This window comes from Peribacillus sp. NPDC058075 (assembly GCF_042885195.1).
Lineage (GTDB): Bacteria > Bacillota > Bacilli > Bacillales > DSM-1321 > Peribacillus.
The window spans coordinates 353402-378526 of sequence record NZ_JBHVSL010000002.1; the positions used below are offsets into that span (position 1 = coordinate 353402).

Consider the following 25125-nt stretch of genomic DNA (forward strand, 5'->3'; position numbering starts at 1 on the left):
AAATCTCATACCTTACAACGTCCTGCCGAATAATGTTAGGGATTTCATGGTGTAGCAGCTTTCACTTTTACGTTCCGCCCTTTTTGCTGGATAATGAAAAAAGAATGGTAATAGCCATGATTGATCATGATATGGTCGAGGATTGCAGTAAGCGCTTCACCCTTATTCGGCTGATATGTCTCTGAACTTTCCTCAATGATGATTTTTTCTTGGTGGGGGTCATAATTAATAGATGTTTTTGCACCTTCTTCAAAAAAAGAAAGGGTTACCTCCTGACATAGAGGAAAATCCTGATAAGGTGAATCTGAACGGGGATCCTTTTCAAAGGGAGAATGGACGTGCTGAAGCGCATCAAAGAAACTCGGTTTTGTAAGATATGACCTTTCGCTTCCTTTCCTTTCGAATTTCACTGTAATTCCAAGACTACCTACTGTATTGCTGGATTTCTTCTTAAAATTCATACATACCCTCCTTTTTACAGGTTCTTTATACCTAATTCTTTTATCCTGTTCGATATACCTGCCGAATAATGAAAAAACTTCCTCACTAATAGATTTCCATATTTGCACGGTGAAAACGCAGCAAACGGCTTCATAGCATCAAATCCATGCTTGGGAGATCTTATTATACAAAAACAGCCCTCTTGGAAAAGAGGGCTCAAACTGTAGACAAATACGAAGAAAGCGAGTTTGCCTGCAATTTTTCATTTAAAAAGTTCAGTTGATTTCAGAAATCCGTTCCCTTTCCGCCGACTGTCTGCCAAGCCTCCTCGGCGCAAGCGCCTGTGGTGTCTCGGCTAGCCAGTAATTCGGCAGGAGTGTCGCAAATTCCTTCAATTTAATGAGGGTTTCATTCCATATTAAAAGGTATAAATTCATGAAGGATAACCAATTCTTCTTTTATTTATCATTGTTCGGGGTCGTCCATTCCGAACTCCATTTTGTATGAAGAAAAGTGAGTTTCCCTATAATCTTCAGTCGATTGGAACGGAAGGTACGAGACTCCTGCTGGAAAAGCTTGTCCAAGGGAGACCCCGCAGGGGCAAAGAGCGCCGGAGGAGGCTCCCGGGCCGCCCGCGGAAAGCGAGTGCCTGGAGTGGAAATCAACGATCGAATTGTACAAACCCTCAAAAAAACAGTAGGTAAAATCAATTATTTGTACAAACTGCAGCCCTCTTGGATAAGAGGGCTGTTTTTCATTATTTTTTAGCTTTATTGATGTTAAAGGATTTCTTCGATTCATTTCCTGCAAGATCGGTCACCTTAAATTCAATCTTGTTGTTGCCTGTTTTAAGCTTCAGCTCCAAATCCTCTATCTTCTTCTTGTAGGCACGCATTTTGTATGGTTCCTTGAATTCATGATAGAATACTTCGCTTCCGTTCAGATAAAGGCGGATTTCATCGAAATTATCCTCTACCGTCACGTCCACTTTTGGGTTCTTTCCTTTGGCTCCCACAGTTTCCGGCACACCTTTAACTTTTAACCCTGGCTTTGTTGTATCGACCATGATCGTCCGTTTAAAGGAAACCGTGTTATCCCATTTATCGGTTGCTTTAACCGTGAAGCTTTGGACACCATCCGCAAATTTCTTTTCATATGAGAATTGATATTTATTATTCGTCTTGTTATACGTTACAGGTACCGTTTTATTGTCGATTTTAAATTCCGTTATTTCCGACGCTTCTTCAATTTCTCCAGTTATTTTAATTTTAGTTTTATTGTTCACGCTCAAGGCTTCAGGGCTCTTGATCTTAACAGCTGGTGCATGGTTATCGATTGGAGCCGAATCGCTTGCTAATTCGGTTTCAGCCGTTTTTTCATTACCTGCATAGTCAATAGCCACAACCTGAACCTTTTCCCCTTTTACATCAGGCAGGGTGAATTGTTTCGCATTCGCCGGGAGCGGTTCTTCCATGATGGATGCTCCATCGACTTGTACATCGTAATAAGCAAGCCCTGAACCATTCAAATTATCCTTGCCTTGGATGGTCAATACATTGCCTTTTTTCGAAATCTTGACTGTCGGCTTTACCGTATCGACTTTGATAGGCATTTTAAACGTCTGCCATTTCGCACCCTCGTAATCTATCATCGCTTTGATTTCAAAATAATAGACCCCATCCTTGGCGAGTGCATGATTGATTTTACCGTCCCATTTACGGGCTGGATCCAGGGTGTATGCGGTCCCTTGTCCGCGATCATAATAGTCCTTACGTACATTATTCTCTGTGCGAAGTTTCCGGATTGATTTGTTTTCACCATTCAATATATTGTATTCTACCTTTTTCGCATTCCTTAAGAATGATAGGACAGGCACGAAGTCATCCTGTGCACCATCACCATTTGGGGAAATCGCAATATTTTTGCCATTGAATGTTTTCCCCGCAGGGTCATAGCCAAGGTAAGTGAAATCTTCACCTGCTGTAGAAACTCCTCCTGCCATACCATAGAAGGACTCTTTGTCATATTTAGTTCCATCCAGGATCGGGGCTTTGTCCCACTCCCCTTTAAATCCTACATACGGTACATTCAGTTCCGGATTCGTATCGGCTGGATCCTTCAACGAAATGAACCCTTCAACGAAATATCCGTTTGGAAAGACCTCGTCAATGTCTACAAGAGTCTGCAGGTCATCACCGAGTACCTTTGCATCGGATATGTCAACTTTCACTTCCAATGTAACCGATTTTTTTGCAGGAACGGTAATCTTATTTGTGCTTTTATTATTGATTTTAATCGAAGCATTCTTAATTTCCTGTGCTTCCAGCTCGTTAGCGGCATAACCGAGTTGTCCCTGGATTGCATAGTCTGTTTGGATATTTCCTTTTACATCATACTTGACCGCTTTGTTGCTGAAGTTTTCAACCTTTAAAGTAAAGGAGAACTTATTGCCGATCTCCTTCATTGCAACCTTCGCTTCTTTCGTGAATGCCTCGGTCACGACAGCAGGTGTGGACAATGCGGAATTCAGCTGCATGACCCCGCCTCCCTGCCTGCGAGGCGAGTAAGGGTTTTCCCAGTCAAAGGCCTTATTGACGACACCCTGATCCGTCAATGGTTTTGAGGTATTCATCATCAGGTTCTTCGCTAAATTAGCCCGGGCAGATCCGTTTAATTTAAATTCTTTATCCACTCGTTCAAGAACCAGTGCCGAACCGCCGGAAACATGTGGTGCCGCCATCGAAGTTCCGCTCATCATACCATATTCATCGTTGTTCAGCGTTGAATAAATTTGTCCGCCCGGAGCCGTGATTTCCGGTTTGAAATCCAGGTTCGGTGCGACTCCCCATGAACTGAATGAGCTCATTTTCCCTGCTTCTGGATTTACAGCTTTTGTTTTATCACCATTAAAGGTAACCTTCACCTTTTCACCATCCGTTAAGGCTGCTTTCAGCTTTGCACCATCCGATTTCAACATGAAAAGCTGAGGAATGGTGATGCTTGAATCTGTGGCCATGGAAATATATCCGTCAGCATTATTGTAAATGATGACTCCTGCCGCTCCTGCTGCCTGGGCATTTTGCGCCTTTTCAATAAAAGAAAGCGTACCGCGCTCGATGAGGGCGAACTTCCCTTTAACATCCACTTTGGAAAGCTCCTCCGGCTTCCCAAGCCCTGCAGCCACCAAGTCATATGTTTTAACCTTCAAAGCATTGGGATGTACGCTTGAAGCCGACATGAACGGAGCTTTACCTGCTTGTCCGTTTATATCATACGTCGCTGCATCCAAATCCATATAGTTATTCTCTACCGATGCCACTTGAACAGAATCATAAGCAAGCCCAGGTGAACCTGAAACGCCAATATCCGGGTTCGAGGCCGATGGGTTTGCAAATCCATTTCCAAAGTGGGCCGAGTTTCCTGCTGAAATCGACATGAGGATCCCATTATCAACAGCCCTGGATACCGCCTGCTGCTCCGGATCTTCTGCCGATACAAAACCTGCAGTGGAGCCAAGGCTCATATTCAGCACATCCGCCCCAAGGATGATGGCATCGTCAATCGCCTTAATGTATATATCGCCCCATGTTGACTGCATGTCAGGATCATTCCCGAAGACCTTTAAAGCAAGCAGCTGGGCTTCAGGAGCAACCCCTTTAATGCCGCCGTTCTCTTCATCTCCATTGGCACCAGCCGTACCTGCTACATGCATTCCATGCATGGAAGCCCCTTCACCAAGGTCGAGGATTTCTTCGTTTTCATCCATGTAATTGTATCCATAAGGTACCTTCGCCGTATAATAATTGCCTAATAGATGGCTAGATTCCTTCATCCCGCTTATTTCACTTTCAGTCAGTTCTGCCTTATTCTCATTATTCAGGACCATATCACGATGAGATGGGTCGATTCCAGTATCGATAATCCCGACAACCATCCCTTCCCCTTTATATCCATATTCCCGCCAAGCTTCCTGGGCTTGGACAAGTTCTTTACTATAAAGCATCTCGGGTTTTTCTACAGGACGTTCATATTCATTCGCAATATGTACTTCAGCAACTTCAGGCATGGCTTCCACCTTTTTGATTTCACCATACTGAAGTTCACCACTGAACCCATTGACGACTGTCGTAAAACTTTCAAGTTCCTTGAAAGCTATTTTTTTCTCTTTTACCTTTTTTTTCAATTTCTTCTGATTAGCTAGCTTTTCGGATTTTAATTGTTGTTTCTTAATTTTTGATAACTGTTTAAAAAGTTTCCCTTCTTTCGAAGCTGTTTCTATTGCCGGGGCATCCTTCATCTCTACGATGACCCTGACCTTCTCATTGCTTTTGTATTTCTTCCCCGAATCATTTTTCTTCAGCTTTATAATACTTTCCTGATTCTTCTTACCTGCACCGCCCGAGCCTGTCGGGGGATCTGGGAGCTTGGCTGCGGAAACGCTTGCAGTAAATACTAATAGAAAGATTGCTAGAATGGACAAGCTGCGTTTAATCAATGAACTTTCCTCCTCTAAAATAAGTAATTTTTGGAATATTCTTACTGAGTATAAAAGTATCACAACTTTTGGGGTGATTTTAAGGGGTAATAGTCACTATTTTCCTATTTGGAACTAGGATTTTTTTATTATTTTTCATATTTTTATAGATTTACAAGATAAACGACAAAAAGATGGTGATGTTAAACTAACATCACCCTTTTACTTCTAGTTTTTCATTCTTGGATCCAAGGCATCGCGCAGCCCATCCCCCATTAGGTTAAAGCCGAGTACCGTAAGCATGATCGCAAGCCCAGGGAAAAGAACCGTCCATGGTGCTTGAATGATGAACGCCCTGGAATCGGCGAGCATTTTCCCCCACTCTGGTGCTGGCGGCTGTGCACCGAGACCGAGAAAGCCGAGTGCTGCACACTCAATGATGGCAGTTGCAATCGCCAAGGTACCTTGAACGATAATCGGTGCAAGGCTATTCGGAAGGACGTGGTGAAGGAGAATGCGGCCATCCCCCATTCCAATTGCCTTTGCAGCCGTTACATATTCCTCTTCTTTCACCGTTAAGACCCGTGAACGTAAAAGCCGTCCGAATATCGGAACATTGACGATGGCTATGGCAATAAGTGCGTTGCGAAGGGAGGGCCCCAAAACGGCAACGACAGCAATGGCAAGCAAGATACTTGGAAAGGCCAGAATAATGTCAAAGATCCTCGATATGATCGTATCTATCCACCTGCCGTAATAACCGGCAATGATCCCCAAAAAAGACCCAACCACGACAGATCCGGCAACAGATAAGAAGCCGACCCCTATTGATATGCGCGAGCCATAAATGACCCTGCTCAAAATATCCCTGCCAAATTCATCGGTTCCGAACCAATGCTCCGCAGACGGGGCCAAATGTTTATCACTTAGCTTTTGCCCTTCAAATGAATAAGGTGCTATAAGGGGCGCGAAGATGGCGATCAAGATGAAAAATGAAACAATCCCCAGACCCACAATGGCTACCTTATTTTTCCTAAAGCTTTTCCAGCCTTCCTTCCAGGGAGAGATGACTTTTTCCTCTGCCTCTTTTGGAGGAAGGATTGGCGAAGTATTCGTTGCTATTTCAGGCATGAGTTTCCCTCCCTATTTATACTTAATCCTAGGATCAATCGCTGCGTACAACAAGTCCACAACTAGATTAATCATGACAAACAAAAAGGCGATGACGAGAATTCCGGACTGTATCACCGGATAATCCCGAGATAGGATTGCATCATAAATATATGTACCGATACCTGGCCATCCAAAAATATTTTCCGTTAATATGGCGCCGCCTAAAAGTAATCCTGTCTGCAGACCGATAACCGTCACAACTGGAATCAAGGCATTCTTAAAGGAATGCTTGTAAACAACCCAAAACATTTTCATTCCTTTAGCGCGAGCCGTACGAATGAAATCCGATCTCATAACTTCCAGCATGGACGAACGTGTCATCCTTGCAATAATCGCCATCGGAATCGTCGCAAGCGCTATCCCCGGCAAAATAAGATGTTTGATCACCTCGAAAAACTGATCAACCCTGCCAGCCATGAGTGTATCTATCAAATACAGGCCGGTTATGGCCTCAACGGGATCCCTGATATTGTCCCGCCCAGTCGTCGGAAGTAAATCCCATTGAATTGAAATGATGTATTGCTCCATTAATCCCAGCCAGAAAATAGGCATGGACAAACCAATCAATGCAATCACCATTGCAACATAATCAAACCATGAGTTTTGGAACCAAGCTGATATTATCCCTGCATTCACACCTATGACCACGGCGATGATCATGGCGATCAAGGCCAGCTCTATTGTTGCCATTAAGTATGGCCCAATTTCTTCCGAAACTGGACTATTCGTTTTTAACGATACACCCAGATCACCCTTTAACAGGCCCGATAAGTAATCCCAAAATTGAATGAACCAAGGTTTATCCAGACCAAGTTCCTTTGTCATTGCAGCGACTGCCTCTTCCGTTGCTTGCTGCCCTAAAATCACCTGTGCTGGATTTCCAGGAATCGCCCGAATCATCATGAATACAATAAACGCCATTCCTAGTAACACTGGAATGAGAGATCCTAAACGTCGTACGGTATAGGAAAACAAAACAATCACCCGCCTTTTAAATAAGGGTCCTTCGAAGTGCCCTCGATCATTTTGAAGTGCATTCCATAACAAAACCGGGAAGCATGCAAGACTCCATACTACCCGGTTCGTACGGTTAATTTTCTAGAGATACATTAACAAGGGATTGTGAACCAGTCGGATGTGGAACAAACCCTTTGACCGTCTTAGATCCGGCTAACTGCGGTAAAGAGTGTACAAGCGGAACCCATGGAGCTTCATCATGGATGATTTCCTGGGCTTTTCCATACAATTCATTACGTTTGGCTTCATCTGCCGTGGACTGAGCTTCGATCAGCAGTTTATGGACTTCGTCGTTTGCGTATCGGGCATAGTTGTTGGAGCCGATATTATCTTTATCCAATAATGTATAGAGGAAGTTATCCGCATCTCCATTATCGCCTGTCCAGCCCATCATGAAGGATTGGGCTTCACCAGCCTGCACTTTCTCTAAATATGCAGCCCATTCGTATGAAACGATATTCGCTTCGATGCCGACTTGTTTTAGACTTGCTTGAATGGCTTCAGCCACTTTTTGACCATCAGGCATATATGGGCGCGGTACCGGCATTGCCCATAGGTCCATCTTAAATCCGTCTTCAAGTCCAGCTTTTTTCAACAGCTCTTTCGCTTTTTCTACATCGTAATCATAGTCTTCGACTTTGTCATTGTAGCCAGAAACGGATGGAGGCAAAGGGTTCTTGGCAGGCTCTGCTGTGCCTTCATAAAAATTATCAATGATTTCCTTTTTGTTGATCAAATGCGAAATGGCTTGACGCACTTCTTTCTTGTCGAATGGCGCTTTCTCAACATTGAAAGCAAAGTACCCGACGTTCATGGATGCACGTTCGAATATTTGCAGGTTTTCATCTCCTGTAACCTTACTGATATCACTTGGATTCAACCCGTCCATCAGGTCGATTTCACCCTTGATTACAGCATTTAAACGCGCAGAGTTATCTTTAATGACCTTAAATGTGATTCCATCAAGTTTCGGCAATCCATCTTGCCAATAGTCATCGTTTTTCACCACTTCAATCGTATCGCCAGGTTTCCATGATTTGAATTTGAAAGGACCTGTACCAGATGGATTTTTAGTGAAATCGTCACCCTCTTTTTCAATTCCATCAGGACTGGCTATTGCAAATGTAGGCATGGCAAGATTTTTCAGGAACGGGGCCTGCGGTCGGTTCAAAGTGAATTCCACCGTGCTGGCATCAATCGCTTTTACTTCTTTGATAACATGGCCTTCATCCCCTTCAAATCCTCCGAACATGGAGGCATAGTATGCAAATTTCCCCTCATCCTTACTTTGTGCCCAACGTTGAAAGTTTTTTACGACCGCCTCTGCATTGAAATCCGTACCATCATGGAACTTGATTCCGGTTTTCAATTTGAATGTATATGTTTTTGCGTCATCGGACACTTCCCATGTCTCTGCAAGACCCGGTTTGATTTCCGTATCATCTTCCCCATATTTCACAAGCGTTTCAAAGATCTGTTGAGTGACGATGAATGATTCCCCATCGGTTACGATAGCTGGGTCAAGACCGACAGCGTCTCCCCCTTTACCGTATATCAATACGCCGCCCTTTGCTTCACTCGATCCCCCTTTATCATCATCTTTCTCTTTTGATGTAGATGAGGAGCATCCCGCAAGCGCTAGCGAAAGAGCCAGGATACCAGTCAGCAATAATGCCAAAGTTTTCTTCATATTCTTCCCCCTTATTATTTGCGAATTTATGTATACGTCGTGTCAATTGTATAAATGACAAGCAACGTAGTGACCAGGTTTATGTTCATTCAGGATTGGCTTTTCCGTTTTGCATTCTGCCATCGCCTTCGGACATCTCGTATGGAATGGACAGCCGCCGGGCGGGTTTGATGGGCTTGGAACATCTCCCTGCAGGATTACCCTATCCCCCTTGTATTCCACATCCGGGATCGGCACGGCTGATAATAAAGCCTGCGTATATGGGTGAAGCGGATCTTCATAAAGTCCTTCACTTTCCGTCAATTCAACTATATGTCCCAGGTACATGACGCCGACACGGTCGGAGATATGTCTTACCACCCCAAGATCATGGGCAATGAACAAGTAGGTCAAATCAAAATCTTCCTGCAAATCCTGCAACAGATTCAAGACCTGGGCTTGAATCGACACATCCAGTGCAGAAACCGGCTCATCTGCAATGATCAGTTTGGGGTTGACTGCAAGTGCCCTCGCGATGCCAATACGCTGCCGCTGCCCCCCACTGAATTGATGCGGGTACCTTTTAGCATGGTAACTGCTTAAGCCCACAACCTTAAGAAGTTCCTGTACACGGGCTTTTCGTGCCTTTTTATCTTTAACCCCATGAACGATGAGCGGTTCTTCCAATATTTTTTCAATAGTATGCCTTGGATTGAGGGAAGCGAATGGGTCCTGGAAGACCATCTGCATTTCACGGCGCATCTTTCTCATTTCACCGGCAGATAAAGCCGTCAGGTCCTTTCCTTCAAAATAAACATTACCCTCACTCGGCTCAAGCAATCGAAGCAATAATCTTCCAGTCGTCGACTTTCCGCAACCGCTTTCACCGACAAGTCCTAAAGTTTCCCCTTTATAAATGGAAAAAGACAAACCATCAACTGCCTTGACCTCTCCAATGGTCTTTCCCAGAACTCCTCCTTTAATCGGAAAATGCTTCTTTAGGTTTTCTACCTTAACCAATGTTTGACTCATGCAAGGCAGCTCCTTTCCCATCTTCATACAGCCAGCAGCGTACATGCTGACCCTCATCGAATTTCAATAGAGACGGGGTCTCATTTATACATTGCTCCATGGCATGGGAGCACCGAGGGGCAAACTGGCACCCGAGGTTGCTTGTCCCAGGTTTTGGCACATTACCAGGTATTGAGTAAAGGCGCTCTTTCTTTATTCGCATATCCGGAATCGATTGAAGTAAACCGACCGTATAAGGATGCTTAGGATTTTGGAAAATCGTTTGCACATTTCCTTCCTCTATTACCTTGCCGGCATACATGACAATGACACGTTCACACATTTGCGCAACTACACCAAGATCATGGGTAATCATCATGATTGCCGTGTCTGTTTCTTTATTTAAATTCTTCATTAATTCTAGGATTTGTGCCTGAATCGTCACATCCAAAGCCGTTGTAGGTTCATCGGCTATAAGGAGTTTCGGCTCACAAATCATGGCCATGGCTATCATGACCCTTTGTCTCATTCCGCCTGAAAGCTGATGCGGATATTCATCGAGTAATTCCTCGGCACGGCCAAGCCCAACCAGCTTCAACATTTCCACCGCTCTTTGGCGGGCCTGTTTTTTGTTCCATTTTTTATGTATCCTAAGCGTCTCCACCAACTGCTCGCCAATAGTGAACACGGGATTCAAGCTTGTCATCGGTTCCTGAAATATCATCGCTATATCATTCCCGCGAATTTTTCTCATTTTCGCTTCCGAGGCATTTGCGATGTTCTCCCCTTTGAAAAGGATTTCTCCCTCCACCTTACCAGCCGGTGAAGAAACCAGACCCATGATGGACAAAGATGTTACGCTTTTTCCGCATCCCGATTCTCCCACAATCCCTAAAACCTCACCAGGATTGACATGAAAATCGATTGAATTCACGACAGGAATCACCCCATCGTCTGTACGAAAACTGGTTTGCAGTCCATTCACCTTAATAATTGGCTCGTCCATCAAATCACTTCCTATATATAACTTTTTTTCCAATTATATTATTGGGTTTATTATTGCATCAAAATTAAGATATTACAATATATTTTCTAAAAATTCTAATTTAACAGAATTATATTTTATTTTTTTCTATTTCCCCACTTTTTGGCACAAAAAAAAAGACTGCAAAATTGCAGTCATTACAAGAGGGGAAACAGATAAATCGATTTTTTGAGGGTAAATCGGGGTTTCCAGCCGAGGAAGAAGCTATATTAGCTTTGGGGAACGAATGGAGGAAAATGAATTCTATATACTACTGTAAAGTTTTACTAAATAGTGCTGAAATTCTGCCTATTTATTTTTCATTATGGTCATATAAATACTTTTTTTGTTTCCTATGTTATAAGCTTAAAATTGATCGATCCTATTATTGTCGGAATAAATCACTAATGGTTTTTCCACTACTCATTTTATTGAAAACAATCTTGCTTCTGTCCGGATTCGGGCCGCCATGCCAAAAACTATAAACCAATATGTTCAAAATCCTTGGGCTTAACATCATTTTGTTTAGACCCAATGAATTGAACCCTCTCAGCGACCACCTCAGTTACATATACATATTTACCCTCCTGATTTTCGTATCTCCTGGTTTGTATTCTGCCAGTTATGCCGATTATGGCACCTTTTTTACAATATTGAGCAGTATTTTCAGCAGACTTTTTCCATATGATACACTGTACAAAGTCGGCCTCATAGTTACCGACAGTATTACGAAAGTTCCGGTTGACCGCTAAAGTGATATTGGAAACAGCCTTGCCATCGGGTGTGTATCTTAATTCGGGATCCTTCGTAAGCCTGCCGACGAGGGTAACCTGGTTAATCATTTTTTCACTCCTTCCTCTTTATGCTTTAATCATACTCCTTCTTCCATTTATTAAAAAATGGAGGAAATGGTCTTATTACACCATTTTTTTTTATAAAAAACCGTTTAACTGATGCAAAATCATTTTTTATTAATTAAAATCAGGTAAAAAAACAAAAGTTAACAAAATTTAATATTTTGCAAATTTTTATTCTATCCTTCATAATTTAGACAAATGTTGGGTTTTTATTTCATTAAGGGACTTTTTTTTAGTATGATATAATTACCTTTAAAAGGATTAATCGATAAGTACCATTTCAAAATTTACGTTAAGAGAGGTAATTACCGCTCTTTCTTGCAAGAAACGGAGGAATTAGATGAAATCATTTAAATTGATCTCGTTGCAAATTGTAACTGAAAATTTTAACTTGATTGATATTGCATTAACAGATGGATTGATTATAAATAAAGAAAACGACGCTAGATCATGGTTACTGGAAGCCTTTGTAGAAGAAAATCATTTAAAAGAGCTTGAACCTTCACTCCCAGATATAAACGGAGAGGTGTATATCCAGGCCGTCATTACCAACAAGGATAATGAACCGGCTTTGTTTCACACTGTACTACGCACAATAAGAAAAGTTGGCAGCCATTACAGCCTTCTATTCGTTGGTCACATTCAAAAAACACGGAGCAAATATGCAGAACTCCTTCTTGAAGATTTGGTTCAAAAGGGTCTCGTCGGCGAGGAATTAATAAAAGAGTTCAAGCAAAAAATCCGCTCAAAGCCTAAATTAGCAACCAATAAATAAAAAACCCCTTCCCTTAATTCCCATCCCTAATCAAATGCACATAAAAAAGACTGACTTAGACGAATAAGGATACAAATCCTCTTCTTACCTAAGCCAGTCTTTGTCATTCTGCTAATTACTTATTGTCGTCGCCTTTTTTCTCGGCATCTTTAATCAAGTCATCCGCATCATTATCGACGTTATCATCGACATTATTCTTGTCGTTGTCAAGCACTCCATCATCGTTATCATTGTCGTTATCATTGTCGTTATCAAGCACGCCATCATCGTTATCGTTGTTGTTATCATCTGTACCATTGTTATCATCTTCCATGATGTTGTTATCTTTTTCTGGTGCGGGATTGTTATTGTTGTTGTGATCATTATCTGTTCCACATCCAGCAAGGAACATAATAGATAATAAAGATCCCCCGATTAGTGCAAAAATTTTCTTCATCATTTTTGGCAACCTCCCTTCTTTCTTTATCATTAGCTATTTTGCCCGAATGTGAAAATAACTTGCGTCCAATTTTAAATTTAAAAAGAAAATCCTCTAATTTGAATTTAATCATTAAAAAATGCCGGACATAAAAATGTCCGGCAATCAAAGGGAGAATAGATAGTTCTTAAAACCGCGCTTGCTTTAAAAAGCATGCAGTGTGCTATTTATATACACCGCTTCACGTTTCCTTAAACCATTTTTTTGAATAATATAGTTAATTTAAGTCTATTTCCTTTTCACTGAAAATGAATGAATTTCTTATTTGTCACCAAAAGCAAACATGATATCGGCTTCACATGCTGTTTCTCCATCTACCGTTGCCACTGCTTTCCCTTTACCCATTGACCCTCTCATACGCACTATTTCCACTTCCAGACGCAGCTGATCACCAGGTTTTACTTGCTTCTTAAAGCGGCAATTATCAATCCCAGCGAAAAATGCAAGCCGTCCTTTGTATTCTTCCTGTTTCAAAACGGCTACAGCGCCAACTTGCGCTAATGCCTCTACAATTAAAACTCCAGGCATAACTGGATAATCGGGGAAATGGCCATTAAAGAATTCTTCATTTGCTGAGACATTCTTCAATCCTACCGCCCTTTTCCCTTCATCTATTTCAATGATCCGGTCGACTAATAAGAATGGGTAACGATGCGGAATAATTTCCTTTATTTGTGTGATGTCAAGCATACTTGTTCCTCCTATGACTAAAATATTTCAAACATAACGTAAACTCGCCCCTGTCATGATGACAGAGGCGTAGTTGCCATGTAATATAAATCCGCTAACGACAGCAACTACTACAAAAAAACATGGAACTACGCGCCCTTGTTCACGATATCAATAATATGGGTCCATGTGGATTTTTGGAAAACATCCATTGCATGTCCCCCACCAATCACACTGTATCCTAATAGTGCCCCGGATAATACAGCAATGAAAATCAATCCGATAACAATGAGTAAACGAAGCCAAATCGGTAAAAGACGGACCCTGATTCTCCGGTTCGGTTTCGCCTCAACTTCCTTTATCTCTTCTTCAATTTGTTGTCTCATTACACGATTTTGTTCCATATAGAATGTGAAAGCTCCTTTTAAGATAACTCGCCGACTGATTTTCCCTTTAAACCAGAAATTCAGCAGCTATGCAAAATGTTCGGCACGAATGATTCCCTTTGTTATGAATTCATTATAACCGATTTGCTCTAATTCCGCAGGGAGACATTTTTTACCAGATTCCTTAACGAATTCCATTGACTAATCCGCTCATTTGATCGGCCATCGTTACTGCTCGGGATTGAAATTGGTAAGACCGCTGAACATTGATTAGATCCGTCATTTCTTTGGAAAGATCGACATTTGAGGACTCCAGAGTGCCTTGTTGGACTGCTGCCTGGTTGCGGTAATCTCCTGTGAGTAGGGTCATGATATCGTCTTCAGTAATACCCAAGACATTGAAGTTTTTGGGCAGGCCAAGTAAATTTCCGCCTAAGCGGTCAAGAAATTGGGGTTTTCTAACCGAGACGATCCCGAGTCCAAAACTCTTTTCGCCATATTCTTCCGTATCCACTATCAAAAAGCCATTTTCCGAAATCTTAATGTCTTTAATATTTCCCTCAATGAGGATCGGTTCACCATTTTCATCAAGGATTTTATGTCCTGCAGAGGTAACAAGCATCATTTGGCCACTAGCATTAGGCGTTAAATAAAAAGCCCCATCCCTTGTAAGCCTTGTATTGACCCCATTATCGTCCTGAACGCTTACGGTGAAGAATTGGTCCTCCCGGGTGAATGCAACATCAAGGTTGCGATCCGTCGTCTTTAAAGCTCCCTGTGAAAGCACCAATTGAGATTGGCTTATCATGGCACCTGTTCCCTGCCGGATGCCAGGTGTGGTCAACCTTCCTTTTTCCTTGGTCTCACTCGGTTGATTATTGAAACTCTGCGTCAATAAGTCATTGAAGCTCGTTTGGGACTTTTTGTAGGCAGTCGTATCCACATTTGCGATATTATTACTTATATGATCGATTTTACTTTGAAGTTGGTTCAGCGTATTCGCCGCCGTCATCATCGTCCGATTCATGGTTTTTCCCCTTACATGTTCAAATTTCCAAAATCATCTTTTCCTACAATTCAATTAAAGCCTGCCAACCTCATTGACTGCTTTATCCAAACTTTTATCATAGGCTTGAAGAACCTTCTGATTCGTCTCAAAAGAGCGGTATGCCGACATCATTTCTGTCATCGTTCTCGATTGGTCAACATTGGAGCCTTCAAGAAAGCCTTGTTTAGTAGAAAAACCGACATCCGCAGCCGCATATGCGCTAGGTAAACCCCCATCATTCACAGCCTTATATAGGCCTTCCCCATCCTTCATGAGCTGTAATGACGGATCATCCGAATAACCGATGCCCATAAGTGCGGTTTGAACATTTCCATCTAAAATAACACCGTTTTCCGCTACTGTGAACTGATCGCTATCAAGCTTGATCTTTTCATTATTTTCGTTCAATACATAATGACCCGAAGGCGTGGTCAGATAACCTTGCCCATCCAGGGTGAAACTGCCGTTACGCGTATAACGGATAGCACCATCACCATCCTGGACAGTAAAAAACACCGATCCTTGCCGACCCGTTTCTTCATTGATCGGCATATTTTCATCAACTAAGGAAATATCCGTATTAAGCTGAGTTTCCTCCAATGTACCCTGGGTAAATAAAGGATTCGCCTCCTGTACGTAAACACCCGTACTGAGCCCTCCAACCTGAGATAAGTTAGTCATGCTCAATTTGTTCTCCGTAGGAACCGTTTTACCACCTATATTGCTTAAGAGCATTTCCGGAAAAGACCTTACGCTCATTTGATCCGCTTTATACCCTGTTGTATTCGCATTGGACATATTGTTTGTGAGCAATTCTGTGCGCCTTTGCTGTGTAAGCATCCCGGAAGCAGCCGTATAAAAACCTCTTAACATCTTCTTCACTCCTCAATCTACATAACTTATCCCGTTCAATTTCTCATATCTATCTTATCGGACATGAACATCAGTATCTTAAGGAAAAGGAAAAGCATTAGGCAGAAGAATTTGTCTATATCGTAGGCTAGGTCAGATTTAAAGGAATGGTGTTAAATTTTCGACTAAAAGAAGAGGGCCTATTGCTCATCAGTACTAGAACTGCACGCACTTTCACTATGCCTCACGTTTGTCTGAACCTTAGACCCCTATCTTATGATGCGGATTTCCACCCGCTTTTTAGTTGAATTTGTGCCGTGGCAATTTATCCATATTATCAAGCATGATACCGGTTCCGATTGCTACACAATCCATTGGCCGCTCGGCAACGAGTACTGGGACCTTAAGCTCTTCGGCAAGAAGTAAATCAATCCCGTGAAGCAATGCTCCACCGCCTGTTAAGATGACGCCGCGGTCGATGATGTCAGCAGAAAGTTCTGGCGGCGTCCGCTCAAGTACGCTCTTTGCAGCTTGTACAATGATGGAAACCTGCTCGCGGAGAGCCTCCTCAATTTCTTCTGAATTGACCGAAATGGTTCTAGGCAATCCAGATACCATATCGCGCCCACGGATATCGATGACTTCATTACGAGATCCAGGGAAGACGGTTGCAACCTGGATTTTAATGTTTTCCGCTGTCCGTTCACCAATGAGGAGCTTATACTTCCGTTTGATATAATTTAAAATTTCATTATCGAATTTGTCACCGGCCATTTTGATAGAAGAAGATGTAACGATATCCCCCATTGAAAGAACGGCAATATCCGTTGTACCCCCGCCAATGTCCACGACCATATTGCCGCTTGGTTGAAAAATATCCATACCGGCACCGATTGCAGCCACTTTTGGTTCTTCCTCAAGGAAAACTTTCTTTCCGCCGCTCTTTTCGGCAGCTTCTTTAATCGCCTTTTGTTCGACACTTGTTATGTTGGTCGGGCAGCAGATTAAAATTCTAGGCTTTGAAAGGAAGCCTTTCACATTCAATGTATTGATAAAATGCTTAAGCATCGATTCTGTTACATCAAAATCCGCAATGACACCGTCTTTTAAAGGTCGGATTGCGATGATGTTTCCTGGAGTACGGCCTACCATTTTACGAGCTTCCTCCCCGACGGCAAGAACACGGTTCGTATTCTTATCAATCGCAACTACCGAAGGCTCATTTAACACAATTCCTTTACCTTTGACATGTATAAGAACATTGGCTGTTCCAAGGTCTATCCCAATATCTCTAGCAAACATTTCTTAAATCCTCCTTGAATATCCTCACATATAACCTACTTCTGTCCTAATTGTTTATTTTACCATATTGCATTGACACAAGTAAGTATGAATTATAAATAAACACTAATATAGACTATTATTTCCTAATTTCCCAATATGTAAAAAAAACCGATGCCTTATGTACTACGTTTCCTCATTTCCCCATAAAAAAACCCCGGCATGGAACCGCAGTCAAGGTTGAGATAAGAGCTGACACTCACTTTCATGTCCCCTCATTCATTCCCCGATTGCCCGATTCACTTCCAATTGCCGGAATGATTCAAGTATCATTTAACGATTTCTTCTTCTCTTTCAGAACGTTTATATTTTAATTTTGTCGCTTCTCCACCTCTAAGGTGACGAATGGATTTATGATAATCCAATATATCCTTCACTTCGTTAGCCAAATCAGGATTAATTTCTGGCAGCCTCTCAGTTAAGTCTTTATGCACCGTGCTTTTAGAGACCCCGAACTCTTTTGCAATGACGCGGACTGTTTTTCTAGTTTCCACGATATACTTTCCTATCTTGATAGTTCTTTCTTTGATGTAATCGTGCACACCACTCGACCTCCCCAGATTGGATGTGAGAAGTGTGAAATGAGATTCGTATTTTTCGAATCGAATACCGCTGCCCTATAAACAATGAAAGATAGAATTATTCACCTATTAGATAATTTGTAATAAACGATTCCTCACCTCAAACACTCTCTTTGCATGGTTTATAACATCTTATTAGCTTGGTTAAGAATATATGCCTAATGGGACAGGAGGTTTGGATTTATTTCTGATTTTCATCTCTTTCTTTTTCTTAAGAGCAAATTATTTCCCGAGAAATTTGTCAAAAATCCAAAGGTTTCAGCATATTGTCCAATATTTCCTCGAAAGAAAAAAAGGGAAGCCGTTCAAAGTGAACGGCTTCCCTTTTACCAAATTTTCAGTTGTTGTCATTCGTAACGCCCTAGGTTTTTGTTTTGATTTTATTAAAAATCTTAATTTTAATTAGATTGATTTAACGAATCTTTTAAGGAATCGCTTTCTTCAGTTGTACCTTCACCAGGGGCAGAGCCTTCCTCATCAGTGCCATTCTCTAAATCAGTGCCCTCTTTAGATTCGTCAACGGCAGGGGCTTCTTCTGTGCCAGTTTCAGACTCTTCGACTGCAGGTGTTTCTTCCTTATCAGCTTCAGATCCTTCGACTGCAGGTGTTTCTTCTTTATCAGCTGAATTTTCAAGTTCGCTGCCTTCAGCTTCAGTTGCCGATTGGATCGCAGAAGCTTGTTTATCAACAAAATCAAGTGGGTTTAACGCAATGTTATCTTTTCTGATTTCGAAGTGGACATGTACGCCAGCCTCTTCATTGATTTGGCTTTTTCCAGCTGTAGCAATTGCTTGTCCTTGTTTCACTTTGTCACCGACTGCAACCTTAATGTCTTTAACAGATTGATAACGAGTAACGACACCATCTTCATGCTCAACTTCAACTAAATTTCCAAGTAACGCATCGTCTTGAACTTTCGTTACATTTCCACTTAAGGAAGCTTTTACATCGAAAGACTTTCCATCTTCCATTGCAATGTCTATCCCTTTATTTTGCTCATATCTATTGTTGTAGAAAACCAATGCTTCTTCTTGTGCCTTTTCATCCGCATTCACATCATAAAACTGTTTCTTGATAACCGATTTGTCTGCATTGGCTACAGGCATCTTGATTGTCTCAAGATTACTATTTACCTCTACAGAAGGCTCACCATAGTTTTTTCCTGTTTCAGCTGATTCCTCTTTGCCATCTTTAGCTGAATCATTAAAACTATTTTGTAATAAGAAGGCCGCGGCTAAGATTATGGCTGCACTTGCGATATAGATTGCTGATAACGCCCAACGTTGCTTTAGTATACGTCGGATTGTGGAAGTTGATTTCTTTTCTTCCTCTCTCATATTAATCACCTCAGCAATCATTCTGAACATTTTGCTAAGATTATATACATTCAGGAAAAAATTTTTTTAGATTTATTTTGCGGAAATGAAACCGATTTTATTCGCGGAATGGTAAAATGTTTGATATCTTACTGTTGAAGGATGTTTAAATCATGAAAAAAGCTTTTAAATTTGTGTTAACGTTATTGCCTTTCCTATATATGATTGCCATTTGGATAATGTCGAGCAACCCCGATGATATGATTCTTGATCTTCCATCATCCTCAATTGACCGATTTATCAAAGAGGCACTTCATCTGGTCGAATTTGCCCTTTTGTATATACTATTCGTTTCGGCCCTTGCCGCAAACCAAAAAATGAAACCAGGTTTAAGCCTGTTGGCTGCCCTTGTAGCTTGCCTTTACGGAGTTATTGATGAATACCACCAATCTTTCGTCCCATACCGCTCCTCTACCTTAATAGATGTCATTAAAGATATCATTGGAGTAGCTGCCGTCTATTTTCATGTCCAATATCATTATTTCAAGCGTAAACGGGGCTTTTTGACGATTATAGAAAAATTAAACGAAAAAAAATGAGAGATGGGATCCCCATCTCTCATTTTTTTGCCGTCATCGTATTCAGCCACTTACTTGAAGACTGAACTTTGACGCCTTTATAATAATATTTAACGATGTCTTCATAGGTTTTTCCTTCCCTTGCCATGCCATTCGCACCGTACTGGCTCATTCCGACTCCGTGTCCGGATCCTTTTGTCGTGATGACAATCTGATTGCCTTGACGCTCCCAGTCAAAATCGGATGATGTCAGCCCGAGCTTCTCACGAATCTGTTTTCCTGTCATTTTCTTTCCTCCGATTTCCACTACACCTACACGATTACCCGATGTTCTTTCAATGACAGTCCCTATTGATGTTCCCGAAGAAAGACTTACACCAAGTTTTTTTTCAAAATCTGCAGTATCGACTACTACTTTATTATAAAATTTTGGTGATTCTTCTTTATCCCACGGACTGGATACACTTTTTAAATAGGGAAATTCAGCTTGCCAATAGTCCTCTGAATTCTCCGTATAACCATTGCTGGTCGAAAAAAAAGTGGCAGTAATCGGTTTTCCTTCATAGGTTAAGATTTGACCCGCCGTTTCCTTTATAGCCTTGTTGATTTTTTGCATCTTCGATTTATAATCAGAGCCCCACTGTTTTTTCAGCTCATCATTATTTTTATAAACTTGGTGCATGACTGTATCACTTACATCGGCACCATCAGGCAAGCCTAACCGACTTTCGCTTATGAGCTGATTGACAATGTAGGTTCTCGCTGTCAATGCCTGTGCCTTCAGCGCTTCCTCTTCAAAATCTGCTGGCATTTCAGCTGCAACCACACCAGTTAAGTACGATTCAATCGGCAGTTTTTCAATCTTTTTTGCAGATGTGCGGTAAACGGCAACTTCTACGGACCTCATTTCATTAGCAGCTACCTCTTTACCCTCATTCTTCGCTTTCTTTTCCAATTGTTCGGTCAATTGCCCACTTGTCTTTTCATTTGAAAATGGAAGCACAAGCACTGCTGGAATCATGATAATTACGAATGCTACTGCTATGAATAGTACGATCATCGGTTTGATTGCTTTCAAATTCCTGAGCCTCCCTACACTTGTTTTCTCTGCCATAAATCCCACTCAGCAGGTTTCTTTACATAACAAATGTATGTCGAAGGACAAGCTTTTATGAATAGAAAAACGACAACTATTTATCTGTAGGCGATGAACAAGACAAAAAAACCATTCACGGTTCAATGACTTGAACGTGAATGGTTTTATAAGCAAACTTATGCGTTTAAATCTGCGATTTTTTTTGTTTCAGCAGGCACATCTTCGTTAATACGTTCCACATCAGCACCTAGAGATGCCAATTTACCATGGAAATTCACGTACCCTCTGTCAAGATGCTTCAATTCTGTAACGCGTGTAATGCCATCTGCAACCAATCCAGTCAGGATGAGTGCTGCTGCGGCACGTAAATCTGTTGCAGCTACTTCAGCACCTTGAATGTTAGTTGGTCCATTAACGATAACGGAACGACCTTCTATTTTAATATTGGCATTCATGCGACGGAATTCTTCAACATGCATAAAACGGTTTTCGAAAACGGTCTCCGTAATCATGCTTGTTCCTTCAGCACGAAGTAGTAATGCCATCATTTGCGATTGCATATCAGTCGGGAAACCGGGATGCGGCATTGTTTTGATATCAATGGCCTTCAAGGTTTTTGGACCGATAACGCGTAATCCATCTTCTTCTTCAAGAATTTCAACACCCATTTCCTCCATTTTGGCAATAAGGGAAGTAAGGTGTTCAGGTACAGCTCCTTGAACAAGAACATTGCCGCCAGTAAGAGCGGCCGCAGTCATGAATGTACCAGCTTCGATACGGTCAGGTATAATCGTATGTTCAGTGCCATATAATTTATCGACACCTTCGATTCTCATCGTACCAGTACCGGCACCTCTGACTTTGGCACCCATTTTATTAAGGAGATTCGCAAGATCTACAATTTCAGGCTCTTTGGCCACATTTTCAAGAATAGTTATACCTTCAGCAAGTGTTGCTGCCATCATGATGTTTTCAGTGGCACCCACACTCGGGAAGTCAAGGTACACTCTTGCACCCTTAAGTCTGCCTTCAACCTCGGCATCAATGAAACCATTGCCGACCTTCACTTTTGCACCCATCGCTTCAAAGCCCTTTAAATGCTGGTCGATAGGACGTGATCCGATGGCACAGCCACCAGGAAGAGCAACTCGGGCCCGGCCATTCCTTGCTAGTAATGAGCCCATCACTAAAACGGAAGCTCTCATTTTACGTACATATTCAAATGGTGCTTCTTCTAATAACTCTCTTGATGCATCTACAGTTACTTGATTGTCATGAAAGGCAACATCTGCATTTAAGTTGCGCAATACTTCATTGATTGTATATACATCGGAGAGCGTAGGAACATCTTTAATGATACTTTTCCCATCACTTGCTAATAATGTTGCAGCGATAACTGGCAAAACGGCGTTTTTAGCACCTTCTACTTTAACTGTCCCGCTAAGCCTTTTTCCGCCGCGGACGATGATTTTTTCCAAAAGTATTCCCCTCCGCGTCCATTTTCTCTATATTAATATTCAAACGTTATGATTGGTGTGCCAACTACAAAGTTCGTTCGGTCACCCAATCCTTCTGTCCGTAGCCCAAACTGCAAATTTAATTTTTCTTTTGTCAAAGGTTGTTTAAACAATGTTGAATGTGCAGATATAGATGTAAAGTTTGTTTCATGCACACTCTCAATTTCCCTCGCTTGGAACATATCTAACAGGTCTTCAGTTTTAGAGTTTAAAACCGAATCCATATTATCATTGATAGACCCTTTAATACAAGAAAAAATTGAAGGAGTTCCTATAAATAGGTCATTCACCCTGTTTCGGAACGTAGCAGTAAAAAATGCCGCATTGGCTTTCTTCCACTTTTTCCCTTTCACTTCGTAAATAACATAGGTAACTTTATCAAATTTCTCTTCCGTTGTCATTATTTTGATAGACTCGGTCAGACCTGAATCGACATTGTAAGTTAACGCCTCTGCCTTCCAGCCGGAAGCATCATCTTTCCGGTGCCATTGAAATTGAGGGTATTTTCGTTTTAAAGCTGTAACTTCACTTTCAAACTCTTGTTTAGTTGTAATCTCTTTATTTATTTCTCTAGTGAGTACAGACCAATCCTCTATGTCTAAATCTTTATCTTTTTGTAACAGTCCCACCAATTTTACTATATCTGGTTTACTTTCTGCCACAATCGTACTATTCCCAATTAAAATCACCATCAAACCAAGAAATACTATGTATATTAACATTTTTTTGTTTAAATTAAACATGTTAAATCCCTCCCCTTTTACACATTCTTTCCACAAGGAGAGAGATCATACTTCTAGTTTTCCGACAATTGGTGACAACTTCCCCTTAAACATGCAGGAAGCAAAAGCGAATACAAGAGTAGAATCATATTTTGCTATAAGAAAATTCTTACAGCATATCAGTCATTACTAAACATATACGGAAGTTGATTTGCAAATCCCAGGTAGTCGAGGAAGAAATTACTTACAACTGAACCGATGGCAACCGTTAACAAAATATATAAAACCCTGGCCTTGATGACAGAATTGGATCTTAATATTTTATCAAAATGTAATGCCTGGAGAGCCCACCAGGTAACTGCGATGAAAAACAAGTGTGCAATTATTCCTGTTAAAGCCTGCTGTCCCATTGCTGAAAACATGTACATACCTCCTAACAGACACCCGAATTCTATTCTAACACAAAACCCCTGCATATTTGGAATTTAAAAGGAAGAATTGCAAAATATCTTTTTAAAACTGTAAATAGAGGCTTGATCCAATGGAACAAGCCTCTGATACAGGCATTATATCATTTACTTGAAATAAAGTCTGTAAATTCGCCAAATTGATCATGAATAAAATCAAAGGCAATATTTGGCGCCACCCCGAAAAGTATGGTGCCGATTACGCAAATGATCAACACAATGTAAAGACCCGGGCGGATTTTTATGACCTTCTCTGAATGAATGGGTCGGAAAAAGACCTGAACCAATAATCCGAAATAATACACATAGGATACAATGGTACCTGCAATCATGATTCCTGCAAGGACAAAATGCCCAGGCTCCGTTATGAATGTTCCAAGAAAAATATTAAGTTTGCCAATGAAACCTGTCGTTCCGGGGATTCCAGCAAGCGACAGGATAAATACGGTGAATGCCATGGCAAGATAAGGTGATTTCCTCCCCAGTCCTGCAAGAATGCTAATATCTTCTGACCCACTTTGGCTGGATAGCAGCTGAATGACTGCGAATGCACCGATATTCATTAATACATAAGCCATTAAGTAAAACCAGACAGTATCCAGGAGAAAATATCCCCCGCCCAATGTAGCCACCGCTACAAGCAGGTAACCCGCATGGGCGATGCTTGAATAAGCGAACAACCTTTTTATATTTTGCTGTCTTAACGCAACCACGTTTCCAATGATGATCGTCAGACCCGCTAACGAAGCTATATAGATATTATTTTTTTCCAAAAAGTCGAGCGCTCCGAATGTATCACCGGAAGCTGTTAGGAACAACGAGAGAAAAATACGCAAGATGATGACGAAACCCGCGATTTTTGAAATGACACTCAAGAAGGCTGCGACCGGTGTCGGTGCCCCCTCATACACATCCGGCGCCCACATATGAAAAGGAGCGGCAGCTATCTTGAAGGCTACACCGACAAACACCATGAAGAAAGCGAGGCCCATGATGTATTGCAGCTGGCCGTCCGTCATCGCAGCCATCGTCCGGCTCATTTCTCCTAGATTGACAGAACCGGTCACTCCATATAAATAACTCATCCCGAATAAAGTGATGGCTGTGGAAATGCCTCCGTTTATCACATACTTCATGGACGCTTCGTTGGACTTCCGATCATGCTTGCGTATTCCGACCAATATATAAGATGAAAGTGAAAGAAGTTCCAGTCCAACGAACAGCGTGATCAAATCACCGCTTGAGGACATGATCATCGCTCCAAGCAAAGCGGTCAGGAACAGATAATAAAATTCCCCCCGGTGCTCCCGCAGCCCCTCTTGCGGCTCATATCCTTCAGCCAGAAGGATGATTAGGGCAGCTCCGAATAACAGTAGCAGCTTAAAAGCTTTTGCAAATGAATCCAAACGAAACGTATCGGATAAGATACTGACTGTCTCAAAGGATAGCAGGCTAATCAGTGACAAACATGCCAAAATGATTCCGGTTAACGCGAGCCATGCCAGTTTTCTCCGATTAAAGTGCTTCGGCCAGAATAAATCCAATATCGAAAGAATCATGGTCGTTCCAAGGATGATGAATTCCGGCATCATCGCTCCCCAATCATAAGAAAGCATCGTGTTCCAATCCATCC

24 protein-coding genes are annotated in these 25125 nt (G+C 41.7%); 2 read left to right on the forward strand and 22 right to left on the reverse strand.

The window, feature by feature from the left end:
* Positions 1 to 44: 44 nt before the first annotated feature.
* From ACFVS1_RS19415 to ssb, 9 genes are all read right to left on the reverse strand, one after another.
* Entirely contained in the window at positions 45 to 461 is a 417-nt protein-coding gene (locus ACFVS1_RS19415) for a hypothetical protein (RefSeq protein WP_352924025.1), read from the reverse strand.
* A 255-nt stretch (positions 462 to 716) separates the two neighbouring features.
* Entirely contained in the window at positions 717 to 878 is a 162-nt protein-coding gene (locus tag ACFVS1_RS19420; protein ID WP_283916318.1) for a hypothetical protein, read from the reverse strand.
* Between the two features lie 320 nt (positions 879 to 1198).
* Positions 1199 to 4936: a S8 family serine peptidase gene (locus tag ACFVS1_RS19425; RefSeq protein ID WP_387549836.1), complete on the reverse strand. Its 3738-nt coding sequence runs from the start codon at positions 4934 to 4936 to the stop codon at positions 1199 to 1201.
* 207 nt (positions 4937 to 5143) lie between these two features.
* Positions 5144 to 6046 (reverse strand): ABC transporter permease, encoded by a 903-nt coding sequence (locus tag ACFVS1_RS19430; protein ID WP_241589654.1) that lies wholly within the window; start codon positions 6044 to 6046, stop codon positions 5144 to 5146.
* Between the two features lie 12 nt (positions 6047 to 6058).
* Positions 6059 to 7063, reverse strand: a complete 1005-nt coding sequence (locus ACFVS1_RS19435; protein WP_241589653.1) for an ABC transporter permease — start codon at positions 7061 to 7063, stop codon at positions 6059 to 6061.
* Positions 7064 to 7178: 115 nt separating this feature from the next.
* Positions 7179 to 8795 (reverse strand): ABC transporter substrate-binding protein, encoded by a 1617-nt coding sequence (locus tag ACFVS1_RS19440; protein ID WP_387549839.1) that lies wholly within the window; start codon positions 8793 to 8795, stop codon positions 7179 to 7181.
* Positions 8796 to 8837: 42 nt separating this feature from the next.
* A complete protein-coding gene (locus ACFVS1_RS19445; protein WP_241589651.1) occupies positions 8838 to 9806 on the reverse strand; it encodes an ABC transporter ATP-binding protein in 969 nt (322 codons plus the stop codon).
* Positions 9787 to 10791 carry an ABC transporter ATP-binding protein gene (locus tag ACFVS1_RS19450; RefSeq protein ID WP_157831068.1) on the reverse strand — a complete coding sequence of 335 codons (1005 nt, stop codon included), beginning with the start codon at positions 10789 to 10791 and terminating at the stop codon, positions 9787 to 9789. The genes ACFVS1_RS19445 and ACFVS1_RS19450 overlap by 20 nt, the downstream gene beginning before the upstream one ends.
* 497 nt (positions 10792 to 11288) lie before the next feature.
* Positions 11289 to 11651 carry a single-stranded DNA-binding protein gene (gene ssb / locus ACFVS1_RS19455; protein WP_214744175.1) on the reverse strand — a complete coding sequence of 121 codons (363 nt, stop codon included), beginning with the start codon at positions 11649 to 11651 and terminating at the stop codon, positions 11289 to 11291.
* A gap of 355 nt (positions 11652 to 12006) precedes the next feature.
* Here ssb and ACFVS1_RS19460 point away from each other — a divergent pair, with 355 nt between their 5' ends.
* On the forward strand, positions 12007 to 12441 hold the full coding sequence (locus ACFVS1_RS19460; RefSeq protein WP_352924031.1) for a YwpF family protein: 435 nt from the start codon (positions 12007 to 12009) through the stop codon (positions 12439 to 12441).
* Positions 12442 to 12556: 115 nt separating this feature from the next.
* Here ACFVS1_RS19460 and ACFVS1_RS19465 read toward each other — a convergent pair whose 3' ends face one another.
* The 8 genes from ACFVS1_RS19465 to spoIIQ form a co-directional block, all read right to left on the reverse strand.
* Positions 12557 to 12880 carry a hypothetical protein gene (locus ACFVS1_RS19465; protein WP_387549842.1) on the reverse strand — a complete coding sequence of 108 codons (324 nt, stop codon included), beginning with the start codon at positions 12878 to 12880 and terminating at the stop codon, positions 12557 to 12559.
* A 300-nt stretch (positions 12881 to 13180) separates the two neighbouring features.
* Complete coding sequence (gene fabZ / locus ACFVS1_RS19470; RefSeq protein WP_034315755.1) at positions 13181 to 13609, reverse strand: 3-hydroxyacyl-ACP dehydratase FabZ; 429 nt, start codon at positions 13607 to 13609, stop codon at positions 13181 to 13183.
* Positions 13610 to 13737: 128 nt separating this feature from the next.
* Positions 13738 to 13992, reverse strand: coding sequence for a DNA-directed RNA polymerase subunit beta (locus tag ACFVS1_RS19475; protein WP_241589648.1), 255 nt, complete (start codon positions 13990 to 13992; stop codon positions 13738 to 13740).
* Positions 13993 to 14158: 166 nt separating this feature from the next.
* Entirely contained in the window at positions 14159 to 15001 is an 843-nt protein-coding gene (locus ACFVS1_RS19480; protein WP_387549845.1) for a flagellar hook-basal body protein, read from the reverse strand.
* Between the two features lie 54 nt (positions 15002 to 15055).
* The gene (locus ACFVS1_RS19485) at positions 15056 to 15895 is read right to left on the reverse strand and encodes a flagellar hook-basal body protein (RefSeq protein ID WP_387549847.1); all 840 of its coding nucleotides are present in this window, start codon (positions 15893 to 15895) and stop codon (positions 15056 to 15058) included.
* A gap of 279 nt (positions 15896 to 16174) precedes the next feature.
* Positions 16175 to 17176, reverse strand: coding sequence for a rod shape-determining protein (gene mreB, locus ACFVS1_RS19490; protein ID WP_352924037.1), 1002 nt, complete (start codon positions 17174 to 17176; stop codon positions 16175 to 16177).
* A 308-nt stretch (positions 17177 to 17484) separates the two neighbouring features.
* Complete coding sequence (gene spoIIID / locus ACFVS1_RS19495; protein WP_034315767.1) at positions 17485 to 17757, reverse strand: sporulation transcriptional regulator SpoIIID; 273 nt, start codon at positions 17755 to 17757, stop codon at positions 17485 to 17487.
* Positions 17758 to 18194: 437 nt separating this feature from the next.
* Entirely contained in the window at positions 18195 to 19133 is a 939-nt protein-coding gene (spoIIQ, locus tag ACFVS1_RS19500) for a stage II sporulation protein SpoIIQ (RefSeq protein WP_387549849.1), read from the reverse strand.
* A gap of 152 nt (positions 19134 to 19285) precedes the next feature.
* On the opposite strand from spoIIQ, the gene ACFVS1_RS19505 reads away from it, so the two are divergent.
* Positions 19286 to 19711, forward strand: coding sequence for a VanZ family protein (locus tag ACFVS1_RS19505; RefSeq protein ID WP_352924040.1), 426 nt, complete (start codon positions 19286 to 19288; stop codon positions 19709 to 19711).
* A gap of 19 nt (positions 19712 to 19730) precedes the next feature.
* Here the strand turns inward: ACFVS1_RS19505 and spoIID are convergent, their stop codons facing one another.
* From spoIID to nuoN, 5 genes are all read right to left on the reverse strand, one after another.
* On the reverse strand, positions 19731 to 20768 hold the full coding sequence (gene spoIID, locus ACFVS1_RS19510; RefSeq protein WP_387549851.1) for a stage II sporulation protein D: 1038 nt from the start codon (positions 20766 to 20768) through the stop codon (positions 19731 to 19733).
* Positions 20769 to 20962: 194 nt separating this feature from the next.
* Positions 20963 to 22264, reverse strand: a complete 1302-nt coding sequence (gene murA, locus ACFVS1_RS19515; RefSeq protein WP_098371638.1) for a UDP-N-acetylglucosamine 1-carboxyvinyltransferase — start codon at positions 22262 to 22264, stop codon at positions 20963 to 20965.
* 32 nt (positions 22265 to 22296) lie between these two features.
* A complete protein-coding gene (locus ACFVS1_RS19520) occupies positions 22297 to 23046 on the reverse strand; it encodes a YwmB family TATA-box binding protein (protein WP_352924042.1) in 750 nt (249 codons plus the stop codon).
* A 158-nt stretch (positions 23047 to 23204) separates the two neighbouring features.
* Positions 23205 to 23447: a DUF1146 family protein gene (locus ACFVS1_RS19525; RefSeq protein WP_101223821.1), complete on the reverse strand. Its 243-nt coding sequence runs from the start codon at positions 23445 to 23447 to the stop codon at positions 23205 to 23207.
* Positions 23448 to 23596: 149 nt separating this feature from the next.
* On the reverse strand, positions 23597 to 25123 hold the full coding sequence (gene nuoN / locus ACFVS1_RS19530; protein WP_387549854.1) for an NADH-quinone oxidoreductase subunit NuoN: 1527 nt from the start codon (positions 25121 to 25123) through the stop codon (positions 23597 to 23599).
* Positions 25124 to 25125 lie beyond the last annotated feature (2 nt).

Coding starts and splice junctions, on each gene's coding strand:
- ssb (WP_214744175.1), bottom strand. CDS start 11,651: ATGATTAACCAGGTTACCCTCGTCGGCAGGCTTACGAAGGATCCCGAA.
- ACFVS1_RS19460 (WP_352924031.1), top strand. CDS start 12,007: ATGAAATCATTTAAATTGATCTCGTTGCAAATTGTAACTGAAAATTTT.
- ACFVS1_RS19430 (WP_241589654.1), bottom strand. CDS start 6,046: ATGCCTGAAATAGCAACGAATACTTCGCCAATCCTTCCTCCAAAAGAG.
- ACFVS1_RS19475 (WP_241589648.1), bottom strand. CDS start 13,992: ATGGAACAAAATCGTGTAATGAGACAACAAATTGAAGAAGAGATAAAG.
- ACFVS1_RS19420 (WP_283916318.1), bottom strand. CDS start 878: ATGAATTTATACCTTTTAATATGGAATGAAACCCTCATTAAATTGAAG.
- ACFVS1_RS19520 (WP_352924042.1), bottom strand. CDS start 23,046: ATGTTTAATTTAAACAAAAAAATGTTAATATACATAGTATTTCTTGGT.
- spoIIQ (WP_387549849.1), bottom strand. CDS start 19,133: ATGAGAGAGGAAGAAAAGAAATCAACTTCCACAATCCGACGTATACTA.
- ACFVS1_RS19505 (WP_352924040.1), top strand. CDS start 19,286: ATGAAAAAAGCTTTTAAATTTGTGTTAACGTTATTGCCTTTCCTATAT.
- ACFVS1_RS19525 (WP_101223821.1), bottom strand. CDS start 23,447: ATGTTTTCAGCAATGGGACAGCAGGCTTTAACAGGAATAATTGCACAC.
- ACFVS1_RS19485 (WP_387549847.1), bottom strand. CDS start 15,895: ATGTTAAGAGGTTTTTATACGGCTGCTTCCGGGATGCTTACACAGCAA.
- fabZ (WP_034315755.1), bottom strand. CDS start 13,609: ATGCTTGACATCACACAAATAAAGGAAATTATTCCGCATCGTTACCCA.
- ACFVS1_RS19480 (WP_387549845.1), bottom strand. CDS start 15,001: ATGAATCGGACGATGATGACGGCGGCGAATACGCTGAACCAACTTCAA.
- ACFVS1_RS19450 (WP_157831068.1), bottom strand. CDS start 10,791: ATGGACGAGCCAATTATTAAGGTGAATGGACTGCAAACCAGTTTTCGT.
- ACFVS1_RS19465 (WP_387549842.1), bottom strand. CDS start 12,880: ATGATGAAGAAAATTTTTGCACTAATCGGGGGATCTTTATTATCTATT.
- nuoN (WP_387549854.1), bottom strand. CDS start 25,123: ATGGATTGGAACACGATGCTTTCTTATGATTGGGGAGCGATGATGCCG.
- ACFVS1_RS19415 (WP_352924025.1), bottom strand. CDS start 461: ATGAATTTTAAGAAGAAATCCAGCAATACAGTAGGTAGTCTTGGAATT.
- mreB (WP_352924037.1), bottom strand. CDS start 17,176: ATGTTTGCTAGAGATATTGGGATAGACCTTGGAACAGCCAATGTTCTT.
- ACFVS1_RS19440 (WP_387549839.1), bottom strand. CDS start 8,795: ATGAAGAAAACTTTGGCATTATTGCTGACTGGTATCCTGGCTCTTTCG.
- ACFVS1_RS19445 (WP_241589651.1), bottom strand. CDS start 9,806: ATGAGTCAAACATTGGTTAAGGTAGAAAACCTAAAGAAGCATTTTCCG.